This window comes from Actinophytocola xinjiangensis, assembly GCF_001921215.1.
Taxonomy (GTDB): domain Bacteria; phylum Actinomycetota; class Actinomycetes; order Mycobacteriales; family Pseudonocardiaceae; genus Actinophytocola; species Actinophytocola xinjiangensis.
Genome location: NZ_MSIF01000003.1, coordinates 200,659 through 218,919 on the forward strand (window position 1 = coordinate 200,659; position 18,261 = coordinate 218,919).

Here is an 18,261-nt window from a genome sequence, read left to right on the forward strand (position 1 = left end):
GGATCGGGCCATGGCACTGATCCACCGGGCCACCCTGCGGCCGACGAAACTCGAACTGATCGCCGCCTGGCTGCCCGGCCGGCCCTGGTTCGCCGGCCCGGCCGGCGACCTCGAACGACTGGCCGCCTACCGGTTCGACGACCCGGCCGGCGAGGTCGGGATCGAGACCATCCTCGTCGGTACCGCGCGGGGAACCTTCCAGGTGGCCCTGACCTACCGGGGCGCGCCGCTGGCCGGCGGCGAGGACCTGCTGGTCGGCACCACCGAGCACTCGGTCCTTGGCCGCCGCTGGGTGTACGACGCGGTGGGCGACCCGGTGTACGCCGCCGCCCTGACCGCCGCCGTGCTGGCGGACGCCGGCCAGGCCACCGAGTTCCTCGAGGCCGGCGACCGGCTCGAACCCCGGGACCCGAGCATGACCATCGCCGGCACCACGGCAGGCGGGTCGGCCGCCCCCACCGCCGTCCGCCGGGTCGTCGACGGCGACCCGACGGTGATCGAGACCGACACGGTCGACCTGGCGCTGGCCCGCCGGCTCGACGCGCCCCGGCTCACCGGTGCCGTGCTGACCGGCACCTGGCCCGGCCGGGACACGCCGGTCGCGCTGGCCTCCGCCTCGCCGCGCTAGGCGACCGGTTCGGGGGTGGCGCGCCGGACCGGGGAGCGGTGGGTGGCGGTGTACTCGTTCACCCGCAGCAGCATGGCCACGATCATGGCCGGGGTCATCAGCACGTGCCCGAAGGTCATCACCGCGCCCTCGGACGCCCAGCCGGCGGCGTAGAGCGGGTACATCAGCAGGAACGGCACGTACATCGCCAGCGCCATCTCCCTGGTCGCCGGCCAGCCGCAGCCGCGCAGGCGCATCCAGGCGGCCATGCCGATGCTCATGTAGGTGGCCATCAGCAGGGTCGATGGCACCAGGTCGCCGGTGACCGGCGTCCAGCCCAGTGCCTCGAACAGCAGGTCGGCCGGCATGCCCAGCACGAACATCCCGACGAACATGGCGATCGTCATCTCCAGCAGGTGCTGGACGAAGTTCCGGACCGGACCCTTCACCACGATCTTCTCCGCGATCCGCACGACTGACCTCCGGTTCTCCCGCCCACCAGCGAGGTACATACCATCAGGGGGTATCCAAGCCGGCTCAAGGTACCATCGGGGGGTATGCGGGAGTCAAGGTCGGTGGCGGGCGTGTGGCTGGGCTGCCAACGCGATCAGATGCTCCAGCAGGTTGGCCAGTACACCCTTGCTGGACTCCCGCTCGCGCACGTCGCACAGCAGGATCGGGACCACCGGGTCCAGGTCGATCGCGTCCCGCACTTCGTCCACTGTGTACATCTGCTGCCCGTGGAAGTTGTTGACAGCCAAGATGAACGGAATCTGCCGGCGCTCGAAGAAGTCGACCGCGGCGAAGCAGCCGTCCAGCCGGCGGGTGTCGGCGATGACCACCGCGCCCAGCGCGCCCATCGCCAGCTCGTCCCACATGAACCAGAACCGCTCCTGTCCCGGCGTGCCGAACAGGTAGAGGATCAGCGATTCGTTGAGGGTGATCCGTCCGAAATCGAGGGCTACCGTCGTCGTGGTCTTGGCCTCCACCCCGACCAGGTCGTCCACTCCCCCGCTGACCGTGCTGAGCACCTCCTCGGTGCGCAGCGGCGGGATCTCACTCACCGAACCGACCAACGTGGTCTTGCCGACACCGAACCCGCCGGCCACCAACACCTTCAGCGCGGAGGTCCCCAGGGTCGCCTGGGGTGCGGGATCAAAGCCTACGGATGCCATCGAGTACCGCCTGCAGGATGTTCATGTCCGGGGTCTCCGTGTTCAGGGGCGACGGGGGAGAGCTGAAGTTCAGACAACCTTGCTCGATCAGGTCGGCGACCAGGATCTTGATCACGGTGATCGGCAGCCCGAGCTTGGCACTGATCTCCGCGATCGAGAGCGGGTAGTGGCACAGCCGCAGGATGTCGACGTACTCGGGATCCATCGAGGCACTCTCGGCGGCCGCGGTGACCACCAGCGTTATCAGGTTGAGGTCGAGACGCTCCGAGTGCGTACGACCGCGCGTCACGGTGTACGGACGGACCAACGGCCCGGCGTCGTCGTCGTACCAGGAATCCCGACCGTGCTTCATGTTCTCGTGGTTCACATGTTGGCGCCAGGAACGCGCGGCAGCGCGACGAGGTACTTGCCGACCTTCTTCACCATCACGTTCATCTCGTAGGCGATCATGCCGATGTCCGAGTCGGCGGAGGCCACCAGCGCCAGGCACGCACCGTTGCCCGCCGCCGTCACGATCAGGAACGCCTGGTCCAGCTCGACCACCGTCTGCCGCACGTGCCCGCCGTTGAAATGGCGGCCCACTCCCCTGGCGAGGCTCTGGAACGCCGAGGCCATCGCCGAGAGGTGTTCGCTGTCCTCCCGGTTCAGGCTGCGGGAACGGCCGACGCACAGGCCGTCGGTGGACAGCACCGCCGCGTGCTGGGCACCGACCGCGCGCATCACCAGATCGTCGAGCAACCAGTTCAGATCGCTCGGGTTGGACTCCTCCATGGCTCCCCTGTCTTGCTGCTGGACGAACTCGGGTGACCGGCGGCTCACGGGGCCGCACGTCCTTCACGGGTACCGCGCTGGAAGGCCGACAGCCGGTTGCGCGACTGCTCGGCGTCCGCCTCCGGATTCTCGGACTCGGCCGCCGGCGGGGTGAGGGCGTCGAACTCGCCGGTCAGCTGCGGGGCGAGGTTGGCCTGGCGGCGCCGGCGCGGCAGCGGCGGGCGCTTGTCGTCGCCGCGGTCGGCCGGTCCTGGCTGGGCCGAGCGGCCACGCTGGCGACCGATCCCGTTGCCCGGCGGCGGCGCACCGGCGGCCAGGTCCCTGGCCGACCACTGGACGGTCTGCTCGTTGATGTCCTCCGGCCCGGCCAGGTCGTTCGGGAACGGTGGCTGGGCCTGGGCCGGCACGGCCGGCGGCGGCACAGAGGGTGCCGCCGAGGGGGGTGTCGTGGGCGGTGCCGCCTGCACCGGGATCTCGGGCGGCGGGGCGGTGTCGAGCTGGCGCTGGCGGGGCAGGCGGGCGGGACCGTCGCCGTTGCGGGCCAGGCCGGCGCGCGGCAGGTCGTCCTCGGGGTCGCTGGCGATCAGCGCCGAACGCACCAGCACGATCGCCCGGATGCCGCCGTAGACGGAGTCGACCAGGGTCACGCTGACACCGTGACGCGCGGAGAGCTGGGAGACCACGAACAGGCCCAGCCGCGCCTCCTCGGTCAGCGCCATCACGTCGAAGTCCGGCGGGTTCTGCAGGAACGCGTTGATGTCGTCGCACTCGTCCGACGGGATGCCCACGCCCTGGTCCTCGACCTCGACGACCACTCCGTTGCCGACCCGGTTGCCGCGCACCTCCACCTTGGCGTCGGGCGGGGAGAACGCGGTGGCGTTGTCCACCAGCTCGGCCAGCAGGTGGATGAGGTCGGCGACCACCGAGCCGAGCATGTGGACCTCGGGCAGCCGGCCGGTGTGCACCCGCTTGTAGTGCTCGGTCTCGCCGATGGCCGACCGCACGATCTCCACCAGCGGCACGGGGTTGCGCCAGCGCCGGCCGGGCCGCTCACCGCCGAGGATCAGCAGGTTCTCGGCGTTGCGGCGGGCGCGGGTGGCGAGGTGGTCGAGCTGGAACAGCGACTCCAGCGCCTCGGGGTCCTCCTGCTCGCGCTCGGCCTTGTCCAGCACCTCCAGCTGGCGGCGCACCACGACCTGGCTGCGGTGGGCGATGTTCAGGAACACCGTGCGGAAGCCGTTCTGGATCTCGGCCTCGTGCGCGGCGGCGGCGACGGCGGTGCGCTGCGCCTTGTTGAACGCCTGGGCGACCTCGCCGAGCTCGTCGCGGCCGTAGTCCAGCGGCGGCATCTCGCGGGCGAGGTCGATCTGTTCGCCGCCGCGCAGCCGGCCGACGATCATCGGCAGCTTCGTGTCGGCCAGCTCCAGGGTCTCGGCCCGCAGGTTCTTCATCCGCCGGACCACCCGGTTGGACAGCCGGATGGCGACGAACGTGGCGATCAGCGTGATCAGCAGGACCGCGCCACCGCCGAGCAGCGAGTTGACGAACGTGGTCTCACCGGTCTCGGCGGCGAAGCCCTCGGCGTAGCGGTGGTGTTCGGAGTAGATGTCGAGCAGTTCGCCGCTGACCGCCGAGGCGGCCCGCTGCCACTGCTCCAGGTTCAGCGGCAGCGGCTCGCCGTTGCCCGGTGAATCCTCTGTGGACGGCCCGCGCAGGCGCAGCGCGCTCTCCTGCGCGGCCAGCTGCCGGAACTCCGGGGTCTCGGCGAGGGCGCCGAAACGCTGCTGCAACTCCGGGGTGAGGATCGGGATGACCGCCTGCATGTCGACCTGGTAGCGGCCGACCTGGCTGGAGAACTCCTGGTACTCCTCGACCGACAGCCCGCCCCGGACGACGCCGCCGATGGCCACGGCGTGCGCGCGTGACATCGAGTCGGCGACGGCGAACAGCGTCGTCGCGGTGGACTCCTCGACGGCGGTCTTGGAGTCCGGCGCGGTCTCCGCGATGCCCTGCAGACCCAGTTTGATCAGCTCGACCACGCCGCTGTAGTACGCGTTGACGTCCGCCCACGGCACGACACCGGCGTCGACGCCCTGGCGGATCTGCGGAAGCTGCTCCCCGATGAGCTTGGGGAAGATCTTGTTGGCCTCCTCGATGGCGCCGGGGTTGAGGTCGTTGAGGCCGCCCATCAGGCCCTGGATGTTGGCGACCGCGCGGTCGAAGTCAGCGCGGGCCCGCGTCAGCTCGGGAATGACCGAGCGGTCGCCGCCGAGCAGTTGCAGGCTGACCCGGCGTTCCTCCTGGGCGCCGGCCGCGAACGCGGTGCCAGGGGCGACGGTGTCCTGCATCGTGGTCGCCCATTCCTGGGCGTCGTAGCCGTCCTTCACCAGGTACCCGGAGGCACCGACACCGATGACGAGAAGCGCCGCACTGGGGATGAGCACGATGGCGAGCATCCGCAGCCGGATGCTCCGGCTCCTTCGTCCCCTGCTGCTGGCAAGCCTCACAACAACCCCGACTCCTCACAGGTGAATGCGGATCGGCGCACGCACCGGCTCCGGCGTCGATCATCGGGGCACCATAGTGGATTTGCCGGCCACCGTGAACCAGTCAATCGACATTTGCTCCAAAGAACCAGGTAGACCGTCCACAAGAGAGAGAAAATCAGGATTACCAATCCTTCCGGAGCTGGTCACACGACCGCCGATCACCGGCCTGTCCAATGCCGAACGGGGAGTACTAGTGTGCCGGCCTTAGTTCTTCCGGATATCGACCGCGCCAGTAACCCAGAACGGGAGTTTCCGTGACAGAGTTCGACTACGTCATCGTCGGCGCCGGACCGGCGGGGTGCGCGCTCGCCAACCGCCTCTCGGCGAATCCAGACGTCCGGGTGTTGTTGGTCGAGGCGGGTGACGAGGACACCAACCCGCTGATCGCGATGCCGAGAGGGTTCGGTGAACTGCTGGGTGACCCGACCACCGCGTGGCACCACCCCACCCGGCCCTTCGGTCCGGCGGGACAGGTCGAGCACTGGGTACGGGGCAGGACGCTCGGCGGATCGAGCGCGGTCAACGGCATGATCTACAACCGGGGTCAGGCGGCGGACTACGACGCGCTGGCCGCCCTGGGCAACCCCGGCTGGGGCTGGGACGACATGCTGCCGGTGTTCCGGACCATCGAGGACAACGCCCTCGGCGCCTCGGAGTCACGCGGAACCGGCGGCCCGCTCCAGGTCTCGACCGCCGCCGAGGGCGACCCGCTGCTCGACGACGTCCTGGCCGCCGGCGCCGAACTCGGCTGGCGACGCACCCGCGACCTCAACGAGACCGACGAGGACCGTGTCGGCTACGCCACCGCCACGATCCGCGACGGCCGGCGGTGCAGTGCGGCGAACGCCTTCCTGCACCCGGTGACCGACCGGCCCAACCTGACCGTCGCGGTGCGCACCACCGTCGACCGGGTCGTGCTCGACGGCGGCCGGGCGGTCGGCATCAGCGGCCGGCGCGACGGGCAGGCCGTGGAGTACACCGCCGCCCGCGAGGTGATCCTGTCCGCCGGCAGCATCGGCAGTCCGAAGATCCTCCAACTCTCCGGCATCGGCCCGGCCGACGTGCTGGCCAGGGCCGGTGTCGAGGTCGCCGTGGACAGCCCCAACGTCGGCGGCCGGTTGCGCGAGCACCGCGTGTTCACCCTGCAGTTCCGCCTGGCCGAGAACCTCGGCTACAACCGGCTGCTCAGCTCGCCCGAGGGCCAGCAGCAGGCGGCGCGGGAGTACCAGGAGACCGGCGGCGGGCCACTGGGCGCGCCGTCCTTCGACGTCGTCGGGTTCTTCCGGACCCGCCCGGACCTCGACCGGCCGGACGCGCAGTTCCAGATCGCGCCGTTCTCGATGCTGCCGCCGGACCCCAGCGGTGCGATCAGGATCGAGCCGGACCCCGGGATGCTGTGCATCGGCTACCTGCTGCGCCCCGACAGCGAGGGCTCGGTCGCCATCTCCTCGGCCGACCCGGACGCGCCGATGGACATCGTGCCGAACTACTTCGCCACCGAGCACGACCGGAGCACGGCCGTGGAGATCTTCCGCGTGCTGCGCCGGCTGTTCGCCACCGGCCCGCTGGCCAAGCGGATCGACCACGAGACGGCCCCCGGCCCGGCGGTGCGCACCGACGAGGAGATCATCGACGCCGGCCTGGTGATGGGTACCTGCGGGTTCCACGCCATCGGCACCTGCGCGATGGGACCGGCCGACGACGACGTGGTCGACGCGCGGCTGCGGGTGCGGGGCGTGGCCGGGCTGCGGGTCGTGGACGCCTCGGTGCTGCCGATCATGGTGTCGGGCAACCTCAACGGACCGGTCTCCGCGCTGGGTTGGCGGGCGGCCGACCTCATCCTCGACGAGGCGTGAGGCGGGGTGGTGGCCGCCGGGTGGCGGCCACCACCCGCTCAGCTCCGCCAGACCAGCGGCAGGTTCTCCAGCGAGCACACCGCGCCGCCGTCCATCGCCAACTCCGCGCCTGGCCCGACCGAATAGTCCACAATGGACGTGTGCCAGTCGCGCAGCGCGGCCGCCAGGCCCTGGGTGGCGATCCGCGCGCCAAGACAGCGGTGCGCGCCGAAACCGAAGGCGACGTGGCTCGCGCTGTTGGCCCGGTCGAAGTCCGCCGACGCCGGATCGGGGTAGTGGTGCGGGTCGCGCCCGGCCAGCGACAGGTTGAGCAGTACCCGGTCACCCGCCCGCAGCCGCACACCGGCGACCTCGGTGTCCCGGGTGGCGGTGCGGGCGATGCTGACCACCGAGTGCAGCCGCAGCAGCTCCTCGGCGGCCGAGGCGGCGATCCCCGGCTCGGCCGCCAGCCGGTGCTGGTGCTCGGGATGCGCCGCCAGGTAGCGGAAGGTGAAGCTGACCGAGTTCGTCAGGGTGTCCAGGCTCGCCATCCCCATCAGGAACGCCAGATCCAGCGCCTGCTCCCGGCTCAACGGCTCGCCGTCGACCTCCGCGCTGGCCAACACGTCCAGCAGCCCCGTGCCGTCCCCGCCGCGCACACCGGTCTCGTACTCGCCGATGGCCCGGCCGACGTAGGCCATGAACTCCGTCGTCGCGCGGGCACGGCGGCCGGGGTCAACGTCCTGGAGCAGGTCGTCGGCCCACCGCGAGCACGCCTGGGTCTCCTCCTCCGGCACGTCGAACAACGCCGCGAACAGGGCGTTCTGCAACGGCCGGGCGAAGTCGAGGACCAGGTCGCACTCGCCGGCCGGGGCCAGCCGCTCGACCAGCCGCGCCGACGCGGTTTCCAGCGCCCGGGTGATGGTCGAGCCCGCCGCGCCGTTCAGACAGCGCGCCAGCAGCGCGCGGTAGCGGTTGTGGTCGGGCGGGTCCAGTTCGACCGGCATCAGCGGACGCGGCCAGCCTGCCGGCGGGATCGAGGTGTGCCGGCTGGAGAACGCGTCGGTGTCCCGCAGCACCGCGCGGATGTCGGCGTGCCGGGTCAGCACCCAGAAGCCGTCCAGCTCCTCGGTCCAGAACACCCGCTCGTCGCGGAACCGGTCGAACGCGGTGAACGGGTCGACGCGGACCGCCGGGTCGCTGTGGTGGTTGAAGTCACGGACCGGTGCGTCCACGCCCGATGACGTCCCGGATGACGTCGTGCTCATGCTGGTGGTCCTCCGTTCGGTTCAGGCGACGCCGTGGACGAGGAACTCGGTGTCGATGTAGCTGCCGAGGTACTGGCTCACGCACCACTGCGCCAGCCGCAGCACGGCCACGGCGTCCCGGTCCCCCGTCGCCAGCAGCGGCGCGAGCCCGGACCGCACCGACGCCAGCCGGCGCTCCAGCAGGTCGCGCACCCACTCCGGCGACACCCCGTACATGAGGATGTTGTTGTGCCCGTGGCCCGGCTGGCTCAGCTCGCGCTCGATGGTGCCCAGGTCGTTGGCCAGCCGGCACACGTAGTGCGTGTCCTCCAGCGCCGGGACCAGCACCTCCAGGTTGTCCAGCAGCGTGTCGGTGCCGAAGGTCAGCCACCTCGGCACGTGCACCTGGCCGATGGCGCTGCTGCCGATGTGCGCCAGGTACTCGTCGACGTCCATCGCCAGCCCCGGCGGTGTCTCGCCCCGGTCACGGGCCCAGCCGGCGACCCAGTTGTACCGGTAGCCGTCCAGGGTCCTGGCGACGCCGCGTTCCCACAGCGGCGCCAGGTCCGGGTAGCGCGGCAGTGCGACGGCCTGCCGCTGCCAGTCGGACAGGCTGATCAGCAGCGGGTGCGCGTCGTCCGCCTGACCGGTGCGGACCACGGCGTTGCACCGGTCGACCAGCTCGTCGATCTCGGTGAGGTCGGTGGCCTCCTGTTCCAGGTAGTCGTCCAGGACGATCACCCACATGGCCATCAGCGTCGGCAGGCGCAGCTGCTCGCCGGTGGCCCACGGCGCGATGCCCGCCTCGCTGAAGGCGATCGCGGCCATCGTCCGGCTCTCGTAGCCGGGGTGGTGGACGGCCATCCACCGTTCCAGGTCACCGAGGGCGGCCAGTCCTCTGCTCATCACCGACACACACTGGTCGACGGGAGGAAAGTCAGTCATCGAGTCCCTTCCTGCTCAGTACGTAGGCCGACAGCACGGCCGCGCGCACGACCGCCGGCGGGGTGTAGAGGCCCTTGCCGATCCACAGCTGCGCGTGGTCGGTGGCGTCGAGGTGCTCACGCAGGTAGCCGGCCGCACGGCGCAGGACCTCGGCCGGCACCGGCCCGAGGTGCGGCGCGAGCGTGTCCAGGGCGAGCACGGCGTAGGCGGTCTCCTCCGGCAGACCGCCGGCCAGACCCCAGGATCCGTTGGCGTGCTGCCCCTCCAGCAGCCAGCGCCAGGTCCCGGCCAGGGTGTCGGCCGGCACCACACCGGCCAGCCCGAACACCGCCTGGGCGGTGGCGTAGTGCGCCGACAGGTGCCACTTGTCGTACCACCAGGCCGACTCGTGGCGGCTGTCGAGCAGGAAGTCCCTGGCCTTGGCCAGCTGCGGGCCGAAGCGGTGGGCCTGGTGACCCAACGCCTCCAGCACGCGCCCGTTCGCGCTCACCGGCGCGCCCCGCTCGTGGGCGAAGCCGACGAAGTGGTCGTCGGTCTCGAAGGACAGCAGCGAGTCCAGCAGCGCGGTGGGGTCGAACCCGAAGGTGTGCGTCAGGTTGGCGACCATGGCGGTGTCGTCGGAGTCGGGCACCGGGAACTCCTCGCTGACCCCGACGGGCTCCCCGGCGCCGCCGGCCAGCTTCGCCAGCCGCTCGACGTGGCGGCGCGCGGCCGGCGGCCACAGGCCGGCGCGGCCCAGCAGGTAGATGACCCACGACGGTTCGAACACGTTGATCGGGTAGATCTCCGGCATGCCGCCGTCACCGGTGGACCGCGCCGCCTCGGTGAGGTAGTCGAGGGCGGACGGGTCGTGGGTGGCCTCCCACAACGCACCGGTGGCCGGCGGGTTGTTGGCCATCGAGCCGTTCACCGAGGTGAACTTCGCCATCTGTGGCAGCGGCACCAGTTCGCCGAGGGCCTCCAGGGAGTAGAGCAGGCCGGTCGGCTGACCGGCGAGGGCGCCGGGCGGGACCCGGGAGAGTTTGTCGGCGCGCAGCCGCGCCAGTTCGTCCAGCGAGTCGGCGGTGCCGGCGGGTAACAGCCCGGCCAGCCGCGCCTGCTCGACCAGATGAGGGGCGACGACCTCGAAACCGATCGGCTCCCCGGTCGCCTGCCGCCAGTCCGACGCGTGCTCGCACAGGTAGGCCACGCCGGAGCGGACCGCGCCGGCCGCCCAGTCCTGGGGCACCTCCCGCAGGGCGAGCACGGCGGCGGCGGTGGACACCAGCCGGTCGTAGGCGTTGGGCACGCTGCCGCCCCACGACCCGTCCGGCCACTGGTGGGTGCGCAGCCATTCCCGCGCCAGGGGGAACTCCGGCTCGCCGGTGCCGGTGACCAGGCGGGCGGCCCACGCGGTGGCGTAGGCCATGGCCGCGACCGGGCGCTCGCCCAGACCGTCGACGAGGTGGTCGGCCTCTTCGATCGTGCTCAGCATCGAGAACTCTCCGTTCGGGGACAGACGTCAGCGACACGGCGGCCGCCGGAGGGCGAACGCCGTGACGTGGTCGCGGTCGGTGGTCGCGGTCAGTGGTCGCGGTCAGTGGTCGCGGTTGACGACGAGGGCGGCCAGGACGCCCAGGTCGGCGGTGGCTCCCGGGTCCAGTCCGGTGTCGCGCAGGCAGGCCAGTGCCTGGGCGTGGTGTTCGCGTGCCTGGTCCTGCGCCCAGGCGCGGGCGCCGGCGGCCTCGATCAGGTCGGCGGCGCGGGCGAGCTCGCCGGGTGAGAGGTGGGCGTCGCGGCGGTACAGCTCGGCCAGTTCCGCGCCGGCCGGGGTGCCGGCGGTGAGGGTGGCGACGACCGGGAGGGATTTCTTGCGGTTCACCAGATCCGAATGGACCGGCTTTCCGGTGGTCGCCGGATCTCCCCAGATTCCCAGCAGGTCGTCGACGTACTGGAAGGCCAGTCCGAGATGCCGGCCGAAACCCCGCAGTGCCTCGACCTGGTCGGAGTCACCGCCGCCGGAGATCGCGCCGAGACCGCACGCGCCGCCGAGCAGCGACCCGGTCTTCCCGGCCGCCATGTGCACGCATTCCAGCAGGGCGACGTCCGATCTCCGTTCGAAGGCCAGGTCGGCGCTCTGCCCGTCGACCAGTTCGTAGAGGACGGAGGTGAGCAGGCGCAGCTCGGCGGCCAGGTCCTCGCGGCCGGTGTCGGCGAGCACGTCGAAGGCCAGCGTCAGCAACGCGTCGCCGGCCAGGATCGCCGTGCTGGCACCGAAAACCGACCAGCTGGCGGCGCGGTGGCGGCGGGTGGGGTCGCGGTCCATGACGTCGTCGTGCAGCAGGGTGAAGTTGTGCACCAGCTCCGCCGCGCAGGCCGCCGGCACGGCGGCCCGCTCGCTGCCGCCGACGGCTCTCGCGGCCAGCAGGACCAGTGCCGGGCGGACGGATTTTCCTCCGGTGTCAACGGTTTCGGCCGTTCGGCCGTGTTCGTCGGACCATCCGAAGTGGTATTCGGCGACCCGGCGCATCGACACCGGAAGCCGGTCGAGGGCCGCGCGCAGGGCAGGACGGACCAGCCCCCGGCTCCATTCCAGAACGTCGGTCCCCGACCGATCCTCGACGATCTCGAGTGGCGCCATAGCGCATACACCTTCCCGCCGGAGTGTGATGTGCCGCTCGTCCGATCTTCAAGTGACCTTGGTACACCATGACCTGGCCGGTCCGAAACCAACAGTTTTCCCATTGGGACCGTCCCCTTCATATCCATTCCACTGTGGACACTCGTGGCCTGCGAACATCGGATCCGTGACCGGCGTCACGGGTGGGAAAACTTCCCACAAGGTCGCCGTCAGTGGTCCACCATGTGGTCACCCACAGTGAGAGATCACGGACCGTGATCGGTTCGGCACCGGACGCGTCGCTCTCGGGCCGCCGGAGAACTGACAGGTCCACCACTCGCGGTCCAGTGGATTTGGACGTTCTCCACAACCAGGGCCGCGTAGTCTGCGGTGATGGCGACATGGCGCGGCTCGCCGGCAGCCGGAAGTGTTGGGCGCACTGCCGGGGCAGCCCATGTCGCGGCTTGCGCAACCGTCGTCTAGCAGGAGGGGCTCGGTCGGGTGTTCGGTCGTGTCGCCATCGTCAACCGTGGTGAGGCCGCAGTGCGGCTCATCCACGCCGTCCGGGAGATCGCAGCGGAGACCGGGAGGCAAATCGAGACCGTCGCACTGCACACCGACGTCGACCGCACCGCCACGTTCGTCCGCGAGGCGGACGTGGCCTACGACCTCGGCCCCGCCTCCGCCCGCCCCTACCTCGACCTGAAGGTGCTGGAACGCGCCCTGGTCGAGACCGGGGCGGACGCCGCGTGGGTCGGCTGGGGCTTCGTCGCCGAGGACCCCGCCTTCGCCGAACTGTGCGAGAAGGTCGGTGTCACGTTCGTCGGCCCGTCGGCCACCGCCATGCGCAAGCTCGGCGACAAGATCGGCGCGAAGCTGATCGCCGAGGAGGTCGGCGTCCCCGTCGCGCCGTGGAGCCGGGGCGCGGTCGAGACGCTGGAGGAGGCCAAGACGGCCGCCGCCGGCATCGGCTACCCGCTCATGCTCAAGGCCACCGCGGGCGGTGGCGGGCGCGGTATCCGGGTGATCACCAGCGAGGACGAGTTGTCCGAGGCCTACGAACGCACCAGCCAGGAGGCCGCCCGCGCCTTCGGCAGCGGCGTGGTCTTCCTGGAGCGTCTGGTCACCGGCGCCCGGCACGTCGAGGTCCAGGTGATCGCCGACGGTGAGCGCGCGTGGGCGCTCGGTGTGCGCGACTGCTCGGTGCAGCGCCGCAACCAGAAGGTCATCGAGGAGTCCGCCTCCCCGGTGCTCAGCCCCGCGCAGACCGCCGAGCTCAAGGAATCGGCCGAGCGGCTGGCCGTCGCCGTCGGCTACCGGGGCGCGGCGACCGTCGAGTTCCTGTACCACCCCGGCGACAAGCTCTTCGCCTTCCTGGAGGTCAACACCCGCCTTCAGGTCGAGCACCCGATCACCGAGTCCACCACCGGGTTCGACCTGGTCAAGGCCCAGCTGATGGTCGCATCCGGCGGACGCCTGGAGGGCACGCCGCCGGTCGAGCGCGGGCACGCCATCGAGGCGCGGCTCAACGCCGAGGACCCCGACCGCGACTTCGCGCCCTCCCCCGGGCGCATCGTCCTGCTCGACCTGCCCGCCGGGCCGGGCATCCGGGTGGACACCGGTGTCAGCGAGGGCGACACCATCCCCGCCGACTTCGACTCGATGATCGCCAAGATCATCGCCTACGGCCGCGACCGGGACGAGGCCCTCGGCCGGCTGCGCCGCGCGATGGCCGAGACCAGGGTGATCATCGAGGGCGGCGCGACCAACAAGAGCTTCGTGCTCGACCTGCTCGACCAGCCCGAGGTCATCGACGCCAGCGCCGACACCGGCTGGATCGACCGGGTCCGCGGCGAGGGCCGGCTGGTCTCCCACAAGCACTCCGCCGTCGCGCTGGCCGCCGCCGCGATCGACGCCTACGAGGAGCAGGAGAGCGCCGAGCGGCAGCGACTGCTGTCCACCGCCTTCGGCGGGCGCCCCCAGGTGCAGCACGAGAGCGGCCAGCCGCTGGACCTCAAGCTGCGCGGCGCCGGCTACCGGGTGCGGGTCGCCAGGGTCGGCGCGCACCGCTTCCGGGTCGGCATCGAGGCCGGCGGCGAGGTCCGCACGGCCGACGTCGAACTGGACCGGGTCGACCGGCACACCGGGCAGATCATTGTCAACGGCGCCCGGTACCGGCTGCTCACCGGCACCCACGGCCCGATCCACCTGGTCGAGGTGGACGGCGTGACCCACCGGGTCAGCCGCGACGAGGGCGGCGTGGTCCGCTCGCCGGCCCCCGCCCTGGTCGTCGCCACGCCGCTGACCGTCGGCGACGAGGTGGACGCCGGCGCACCGGTACTGGTGCTGGAGAGCATGAAGATGGAGACCGTGCTGCGGGCGCCGTTCCGCGCGCGGCTCAAGGAATGCGTGGTGTCGGTCGGCAGCCAGGTGGAGACCGGGGCGCCGCTGCTGCGCCTGGAACCGCTCAGCGACGACACCGAGGACGAGGACACCGCCACCGAGACCGTCGAGCTGGACCTGCCGGCCGCGCCGACCGAGGTCCCCGCCCGGGTGCGGGCCGCACGCGGCCTGGAGGACCTGCGCAGCCTGCTGCTCGGCTTCGACGTCGACCCGCACGACGAGCGCCGCGTCCTCGACGACTACCTCACCGCGCGCGAGGCGGCCACCGAGAACGGTCACCGCCCGCTGGCCGACGAGCTCGGCCTGGTCGACGTGTTCGCCGACCTGACCGAACTGTCGCGCAACCGTCCCGCCGGCGGCGACTCCGGCGAGACCAGCACCAGCCACGTGCACAGCGACCGCGAGCACTTCCACACCTACCTGCAGAGCCTGGACGTCGAGCGGGCCGTGCTGCCCGAGGCGTTCCGCGCCAAGCTGGCCAACGCCCTGGGGCACTACGGGGTCGCCGAACTGGAACGCTGCGACGAGCTCGAGGGCGCGGTGTTCCGGATCTTCCTGGCCCAGCAGCGCGCCTCGGTCGACGCCGGGGTGGTGGCCACCCTGCTGCGCGCGTGGCTGCGCGAGCCGCCGCCGGACGAGACGCTGCGCGAGCCGATCGGTCTGGCGCTGGAGCGGCTGGTGGCCGCGACCCAGGTGCGGTTCCCGGTGGTCGCCGACCTCGCGCGCGGGGTGGTGTTCGCCTGGTTCGGCCAGCCGCTGCTGCGCCGCAACCGCGCCCGGGTCTACGCCAACGTGCGCAAGCACCTGCGCCACCTCGACGCGCACCCGCACTCGCCCGACCGCGCCGAGCGGATCGCCGAGATGGTGCGCAGCACCGAACCGCTGGTGCGGCTGCTCGGCCAGCGCCTTGGCCGCGGCTCGTTGGACAACGCGGTGATGCTGGAGGTGCTGACCCGCCGGTACTACGGCAACAAGGGCCTCACCGCCGTGCGCACCAACGACGTCGAGAACTGCACGTTCGTCGTCGCCGAGCGCGCCGGCTCGTCGCTGGTGTCGGCCGCGGTCGGCTTCGACGAGCTGGGCAACGCGCTGCGCGGGCTGGCCGAGCTGGCCAGGGGCCAGAACGTCGTCGACGCCGACATCTACCTGGCGTGGGAGAACCAGCCGGAGGACTCGGCGGCGATGGCCGCCGCGCTGCACGCGGTCGTCGGCGCGCAGTGGCTGCCCAACCAGGTCCGCCGGCTCACCACCACGGTCGCCGGCAGCGGCGGCGCGGTGATGCACCACCACTTCACCTTCCGCCCCACCACCGCCGGGATGACCGAGGAGCGGCTCATCCGCGGCCTGCACCCCTACATCGCGCAGCGGATGCAGCTGGAGCGGCTGAGCAAGTTCGACCTGACCCGGCTGCCCTCCTCCGACGAGGAGGTCTACCTGTTCCAGTGCGTGGCCAGGGAGAACCCGTCCGACGACCGGCTGGTGGCCTTCGCCCAGGTGCGGGACCTGACCGAGCTGCGGGAGCAGGACGGCCGGCTGGTCGCGCTGCCCACGGCCGAGGACACGCTGGCCACCTGCCTGGACTCCATCCGCCGCGCGCAGTCGAGCCGGCCGTCGAAGAAGCGGTTCACCACCAACCGGATCGTCATCTACGTCTGGCCGCCCAGCGACATCACCCGCGAGGAGCTGGCGATGATCGCCGACCGGGTGCTGCCCACGACCGCCGGCGCTGGCCTGGAGGAGATCCTGTTCATCGCCCGCCAGCGCGACCGGGAGACCGGTGAGCTGGTCAAGACCTCGGTACGGGTCACCTTCGACGCCACCGGCGAGATCGAGATGTCGGTCGGCGACCAGCCGGACGGCCCGGTCGAGCCGATCGACGACTACCGGCAGAAGGTGCTGCGGGCCAGCAGCCGCAACACCGTCTACCCCTACGAGCTGACCGGCCTGCTCGGCGAGTTCACCGAGTACGACCTCGACGACACGCACACGCTGGTGCCGGTGGACCGGCCCAAGGGGCGCAACACCGCGGCGATGGTCGCCGGTGTGGTGACCTCGGCGACCGAGCGTCACCCCGAGGGCGTCACCCGGGTGGTGCTGCTCGGCGATCCGACGATGGCGCTGGGCGCGCTGTCGGAACCGGAGTGCCGCCGGGTGATCGCCGCGCTGGACCTCGCCGAGAGCCTGCGGGTGCCGCTGGAGTGGTACTCGCTGTCGGCCGGCGCGCGGATCTCGATGGAGTCCGGCACGGAGAACATGGACTGGGTGGCGGCCGCGCTCAAGCGGATCGTCGAGTTCACCCAGGACGGCGGTGAGATCAACATCGTGGTCGCCGGGATCAACGTCGGCGCCCAGCCGTACTGGAACGCCGAGGCCACGATGCTCATGCACACCAAGGGCATCCTGGTGATGACACCGGACTCGGCGATGGTGCTCACCGGCAAGCAGGCGCTGGACTTCTCCGGCGGCGTGTCCGCCGAGGACAACTTCGGCATCGGCGGCTACGACCGGGTGATGGGCCCCAACGGGCAGGCGCAGTACTGGGCGCCGAACCTGACGGCCGCGCGCGACGTGCTGATGGCCCACTACGACCACACCTACGTCGTGCCCGGCGAGACCGCGCCCCGCCGCGCGGTCACCGACGACCCGGTCGACCGCGACATCTCCGGGTTCCCGCACGCGTTGGAGGGCAGCGACTTCACCACCGTCGGCCAGATCTTCTCGGCCGAGGCCAACCCCGACCGCAAGAAGCCCTTCGACATCCGGTCGGTGATGCACGCGCTGGCCGACCAGGACCACCCGGTGCTGGAGCGCTGGGCCGGCATGGCCGACGCCGAGACCGCGGTCGTGCAGGACGTGCACCTGGGCGGGATCCCGGTGTGCCTGCTGGGAATCGAGTCCCGCGCGGTGCCCCGGCCGGGGTTCCCGCCCACCGACGGCCCGGACACCTACACCGCCGGCACGCTGTTCCCCCGCTCGTCGAAGAAGGCGGCGCGGGCGATCAACGCGGCCAGCGGCAACCGGCCGCTGGTGGTGCTGGCGAACCTGTCGGGCTTCGACGGCTCACCGGAGTCGATGCGCCACCTGCAGCTGGAGTACGGCGCGGAGATCGGCCGGGCGATCGTGAACTTCCAGGGCCCCATCGTGTTCTGCGTGATCTCGCGCTACCACGGCGGCGCGTTCGTGGTGTTCTCCAAGGCGCTCAACCCGAACATGACCGTGCTCGCGCTGGAGGGCTCGTTCGCGTCGGTGCTCGGCGGCGCGCCGGCCGCCGCCGCCGTGTTCGCCGGTGACGTGAACGCCAGGACCGCGGCCGACCCGAGGGTGCGGGAGCTGGAGGCGAAGGCGCGGGCGGCGTCCGGCGCCGACCGGGCGGCGCTGACCGCCGAGGTCGACGAGCTGCGCTCGTCGGTGCGCACGGAGAAGCTGGGCGAGGTGGCGGCCGAGTTCGACCGGGTGCACGACATCCGGCGGGCGGTCGAGGTCGGCTCGGTGGACGCGGTGATCCGGGCCGCCGAACTGCGGCCGAAGGTCATCGAGGCGATCGAGACCCGGCTGGGCTGAGCGGAATCAGGTCGTGTCCGGGTCGAAGCGGGCGAAGCCGGGGAGCCGTGGGAGCTCCTCGGCCTGGTACAGCAGGCTGGCGTAGACCACGGCCAGCGACGCCAGCTCCGGCCCGGACAGCCGCAGCGGCTGGAGGTCGTGCAGCACCAGGGTGACCACGAAGTCGACCGGCTCGGGCAGGAACTCGGCGACCGACGGGTGCCGGTAGGACACCCACCGGCCGTGGTCGAGGACCAGCAGGCGCTGGTCGGTCAGCACGACGCGCCGCAGACCCTGTGGCCGCCAGGACGGTTCGACCTCGCCCCGGAGGAACCGCACGGCGTTGGGCGCCCCGAGCAGGCCGGCGGTGATCCGCTCCCCCAGCTCCAGGTAGTCGTAGCGGGCGACGTCGACGTGACCGTCGAAGTAGGCGATCTCCTCGACGTCTAGCCGCAGCGACGTCGGGACGCCCTCGGGATGCGCGCCGCCCACGAGGTGGTGGTAGCGGCGGGCGGCCTCGAACAGCAGGTCCTCGATCTCGTCGGGGTGCATGTCCCCCGGGCGCCAGCCTGGTCCCCGCACGGTGACCA

At 71.6% G+C, this 18,261-nt stretch carries 13 protein-coding genes; 3 read left to right on the forward strand and 10 right to left on the reverse strand.

Annotated elements, in window-relative coordinates; all coding sequences use genetic code 11:
- Positions 1-10: 10 nt before the first annotated feature.
- Positions 11-628 (forward strand): CG0192-related protein, encoded by a 618-nt coding sequence (locus BLA60_RS08720; RefSeq protein ID WP_075132282.1) that lies wholly within the window; start codon positions 11-13, stop codon positions 626-628.
- Here BLA60_RS08720 and BLA60_RS08725 read toward each other — a convergent pair.
- From BLA60_RS08725 to BLA60_RS08745, 5 genes are all read right to left on the reverse strand, one after another.
- Positions 625-1,080, reverse strand: coding sequence for a hypothetical protein (locus tag BLA60_RS08725; RefSeq protein WP_075132283.1), 456 nt, complete (start codon positions 1,078-1,080; stop codon positions 625-627). The two genes, BLA60_RS08720 and BLA60_RS08725, sit on opposite strands and share 4 nt — an antisense overlap.
- 93 nt (positions 1,081-1,173) lie before the next feature.
- A complete protein-coding gene (locus BLA60_RS08730; protein WP_075132284.1) occupies positions 1,174-1,782 on the reverse strand; it encodes a GTP-binding protein in 609 nt (202 codons plus the stop codon).
- Entirely contained in the window at positions 1,763-2,149 is a 387-nt protein-coding gene (locus tag BLA60_RS08735; protein WP_425427041.1) for a DUF742 domain-containing protein, read from the reverse strand. The genes BLA60_RS08730 and BLA60_RS08735 overlap by 20 nt, the downstream gene beginning before the upstream one ends.
- Positions 2,146-2,553: a roadblock/LC7 domain-containing protein gene (locus BLA60_RS08740; protein ID WP_075132285.1), complete on the reverse strand. Its 408-nt coding sequence runs from the start codon at positions 2,551-2,553 to the stop codon at positions 2,146-2,148. Before BLA60_RS08740 ends, BLA60_RS08735 begins: the two co-directional genes overlap by 4 nt.
- Positions 2,554-2,597: 44 nt before the next feature.
- Entirely contained in the window at positions 2,598-4,997 is a 2,400-nt protein-coding gene (locus tag BLA60_RS08745) for a sensor histidine kinase (protein ID WP_162292930.1), read from the reverse strand.
- A 359-nt stretch (positions 4,998-5,356) separates the two neighbouring features.
- Between BLA60_RS08745 and BLA60_RS08750 the strand changes: the two genes are divergently transcribed.
- Positions 5,357-6,958: a GMC family oxidoreductase gene (locus BLA60_RS08750; protein ID WP_075132287.1), complete on the forward strand. Its 1,602-nt coding sequence runs from the start codon at positions 5,357-5,359 to the stop codon at positions 6,956-6,958.
- 38 nt (positions 6,959-6,996) lie between these two features.
- Here BLA60_RS08750 and BLA60_RS08755 read toward each other — a convergent pair whose 3' ends face one another.
- The 4 genes from BLA60_RS08755 to BLA60_RS08770 all read right to left on the reverse strand — a co-directional run bounded on the left by BLA60_RS08755 (position 6,997) and on the right by BLA60_RS08770 (position 11,749).
- The gene (locus BLA60_RS08755; protein ID WP_154814223.1) at positions 6,997-8,205 is read right to left on the reverse strand and encodes a cytochrome P450; all 1,209 of its coding nucleotides are present in this window, start codon (positions 8,203-8,205) and stop codon (positions 6,997-6,999) included.
- Positions 8,206-8,226: 21 nt separating this feature from the next.
- Positions 8,227-9,129, reverse strand: a complete 903-nt coding sequence (locus tag BLA60_RS08760; protein ID WP_154814224.1) for a terpene synthase family protein — start codon at positions 9,127-9,129, stop codon at positions 8,227-8,229.
- A complete protein-coding gene (locus tag BLA60_RS08765; RefSeq protein WP_075132290.1) occupies positions 9,122-10,603 on the reverse strand; it encodes a hypothetical protein in 1,482 nt (493 codons plus the stop codon). The genes BLA60_RS08760 and BLA60_RS08765 overlap by 8 nt, the downstream gene beginning before the upstream one ends.
- 102 nt (positions 10,604-10,705) lie before the next feature.
- On the reverse strand, positions 10,706-11,749 hold the full coding sequence (locus BLA60_RS08770) for a family 2 encapsulin nanocompartment cargo protein polyprenyl transferase (protein ID WP_075132291.1): 1,044 nt from the start codon (positions 11,747-11,749) through the stop codon (positions 10,706-10,708).
- Between the two features lie 480 nt (positions 11,750-12,229).
- Between BLA60_RS08770 and BLA60_RS08775 the strand changes: the two genes are divergently transcribed.
- A complete protein-coding gene (locus tag BLA60_RS08775; protein WP_075132292.1) occupies positions 12,230-17,692 on the forward strand; it encodes an ATP-binding protein in 5,463 nt (1,820 codons plus the stop codon).
- 6 nt (positions 17,693-17,698) lie between these two features.
- Here the strand turns inward: BLA60_RS08775 and BLA60_RS08780 are convergent, their stop codons facing one another.
- On the reverse strand, positions 17,699-18,253 hold the full coding sequence (locus BLA60_RS08780; RefSeq protein ID WP_154814225.1) for a hypothetical protein: 555 nt from the start codon (positions 18,251-18,253) through the stop codon (positions 17,699-17,701).
- Positions 18,254-18,261 lie beyond the last annotated feature (8 nt).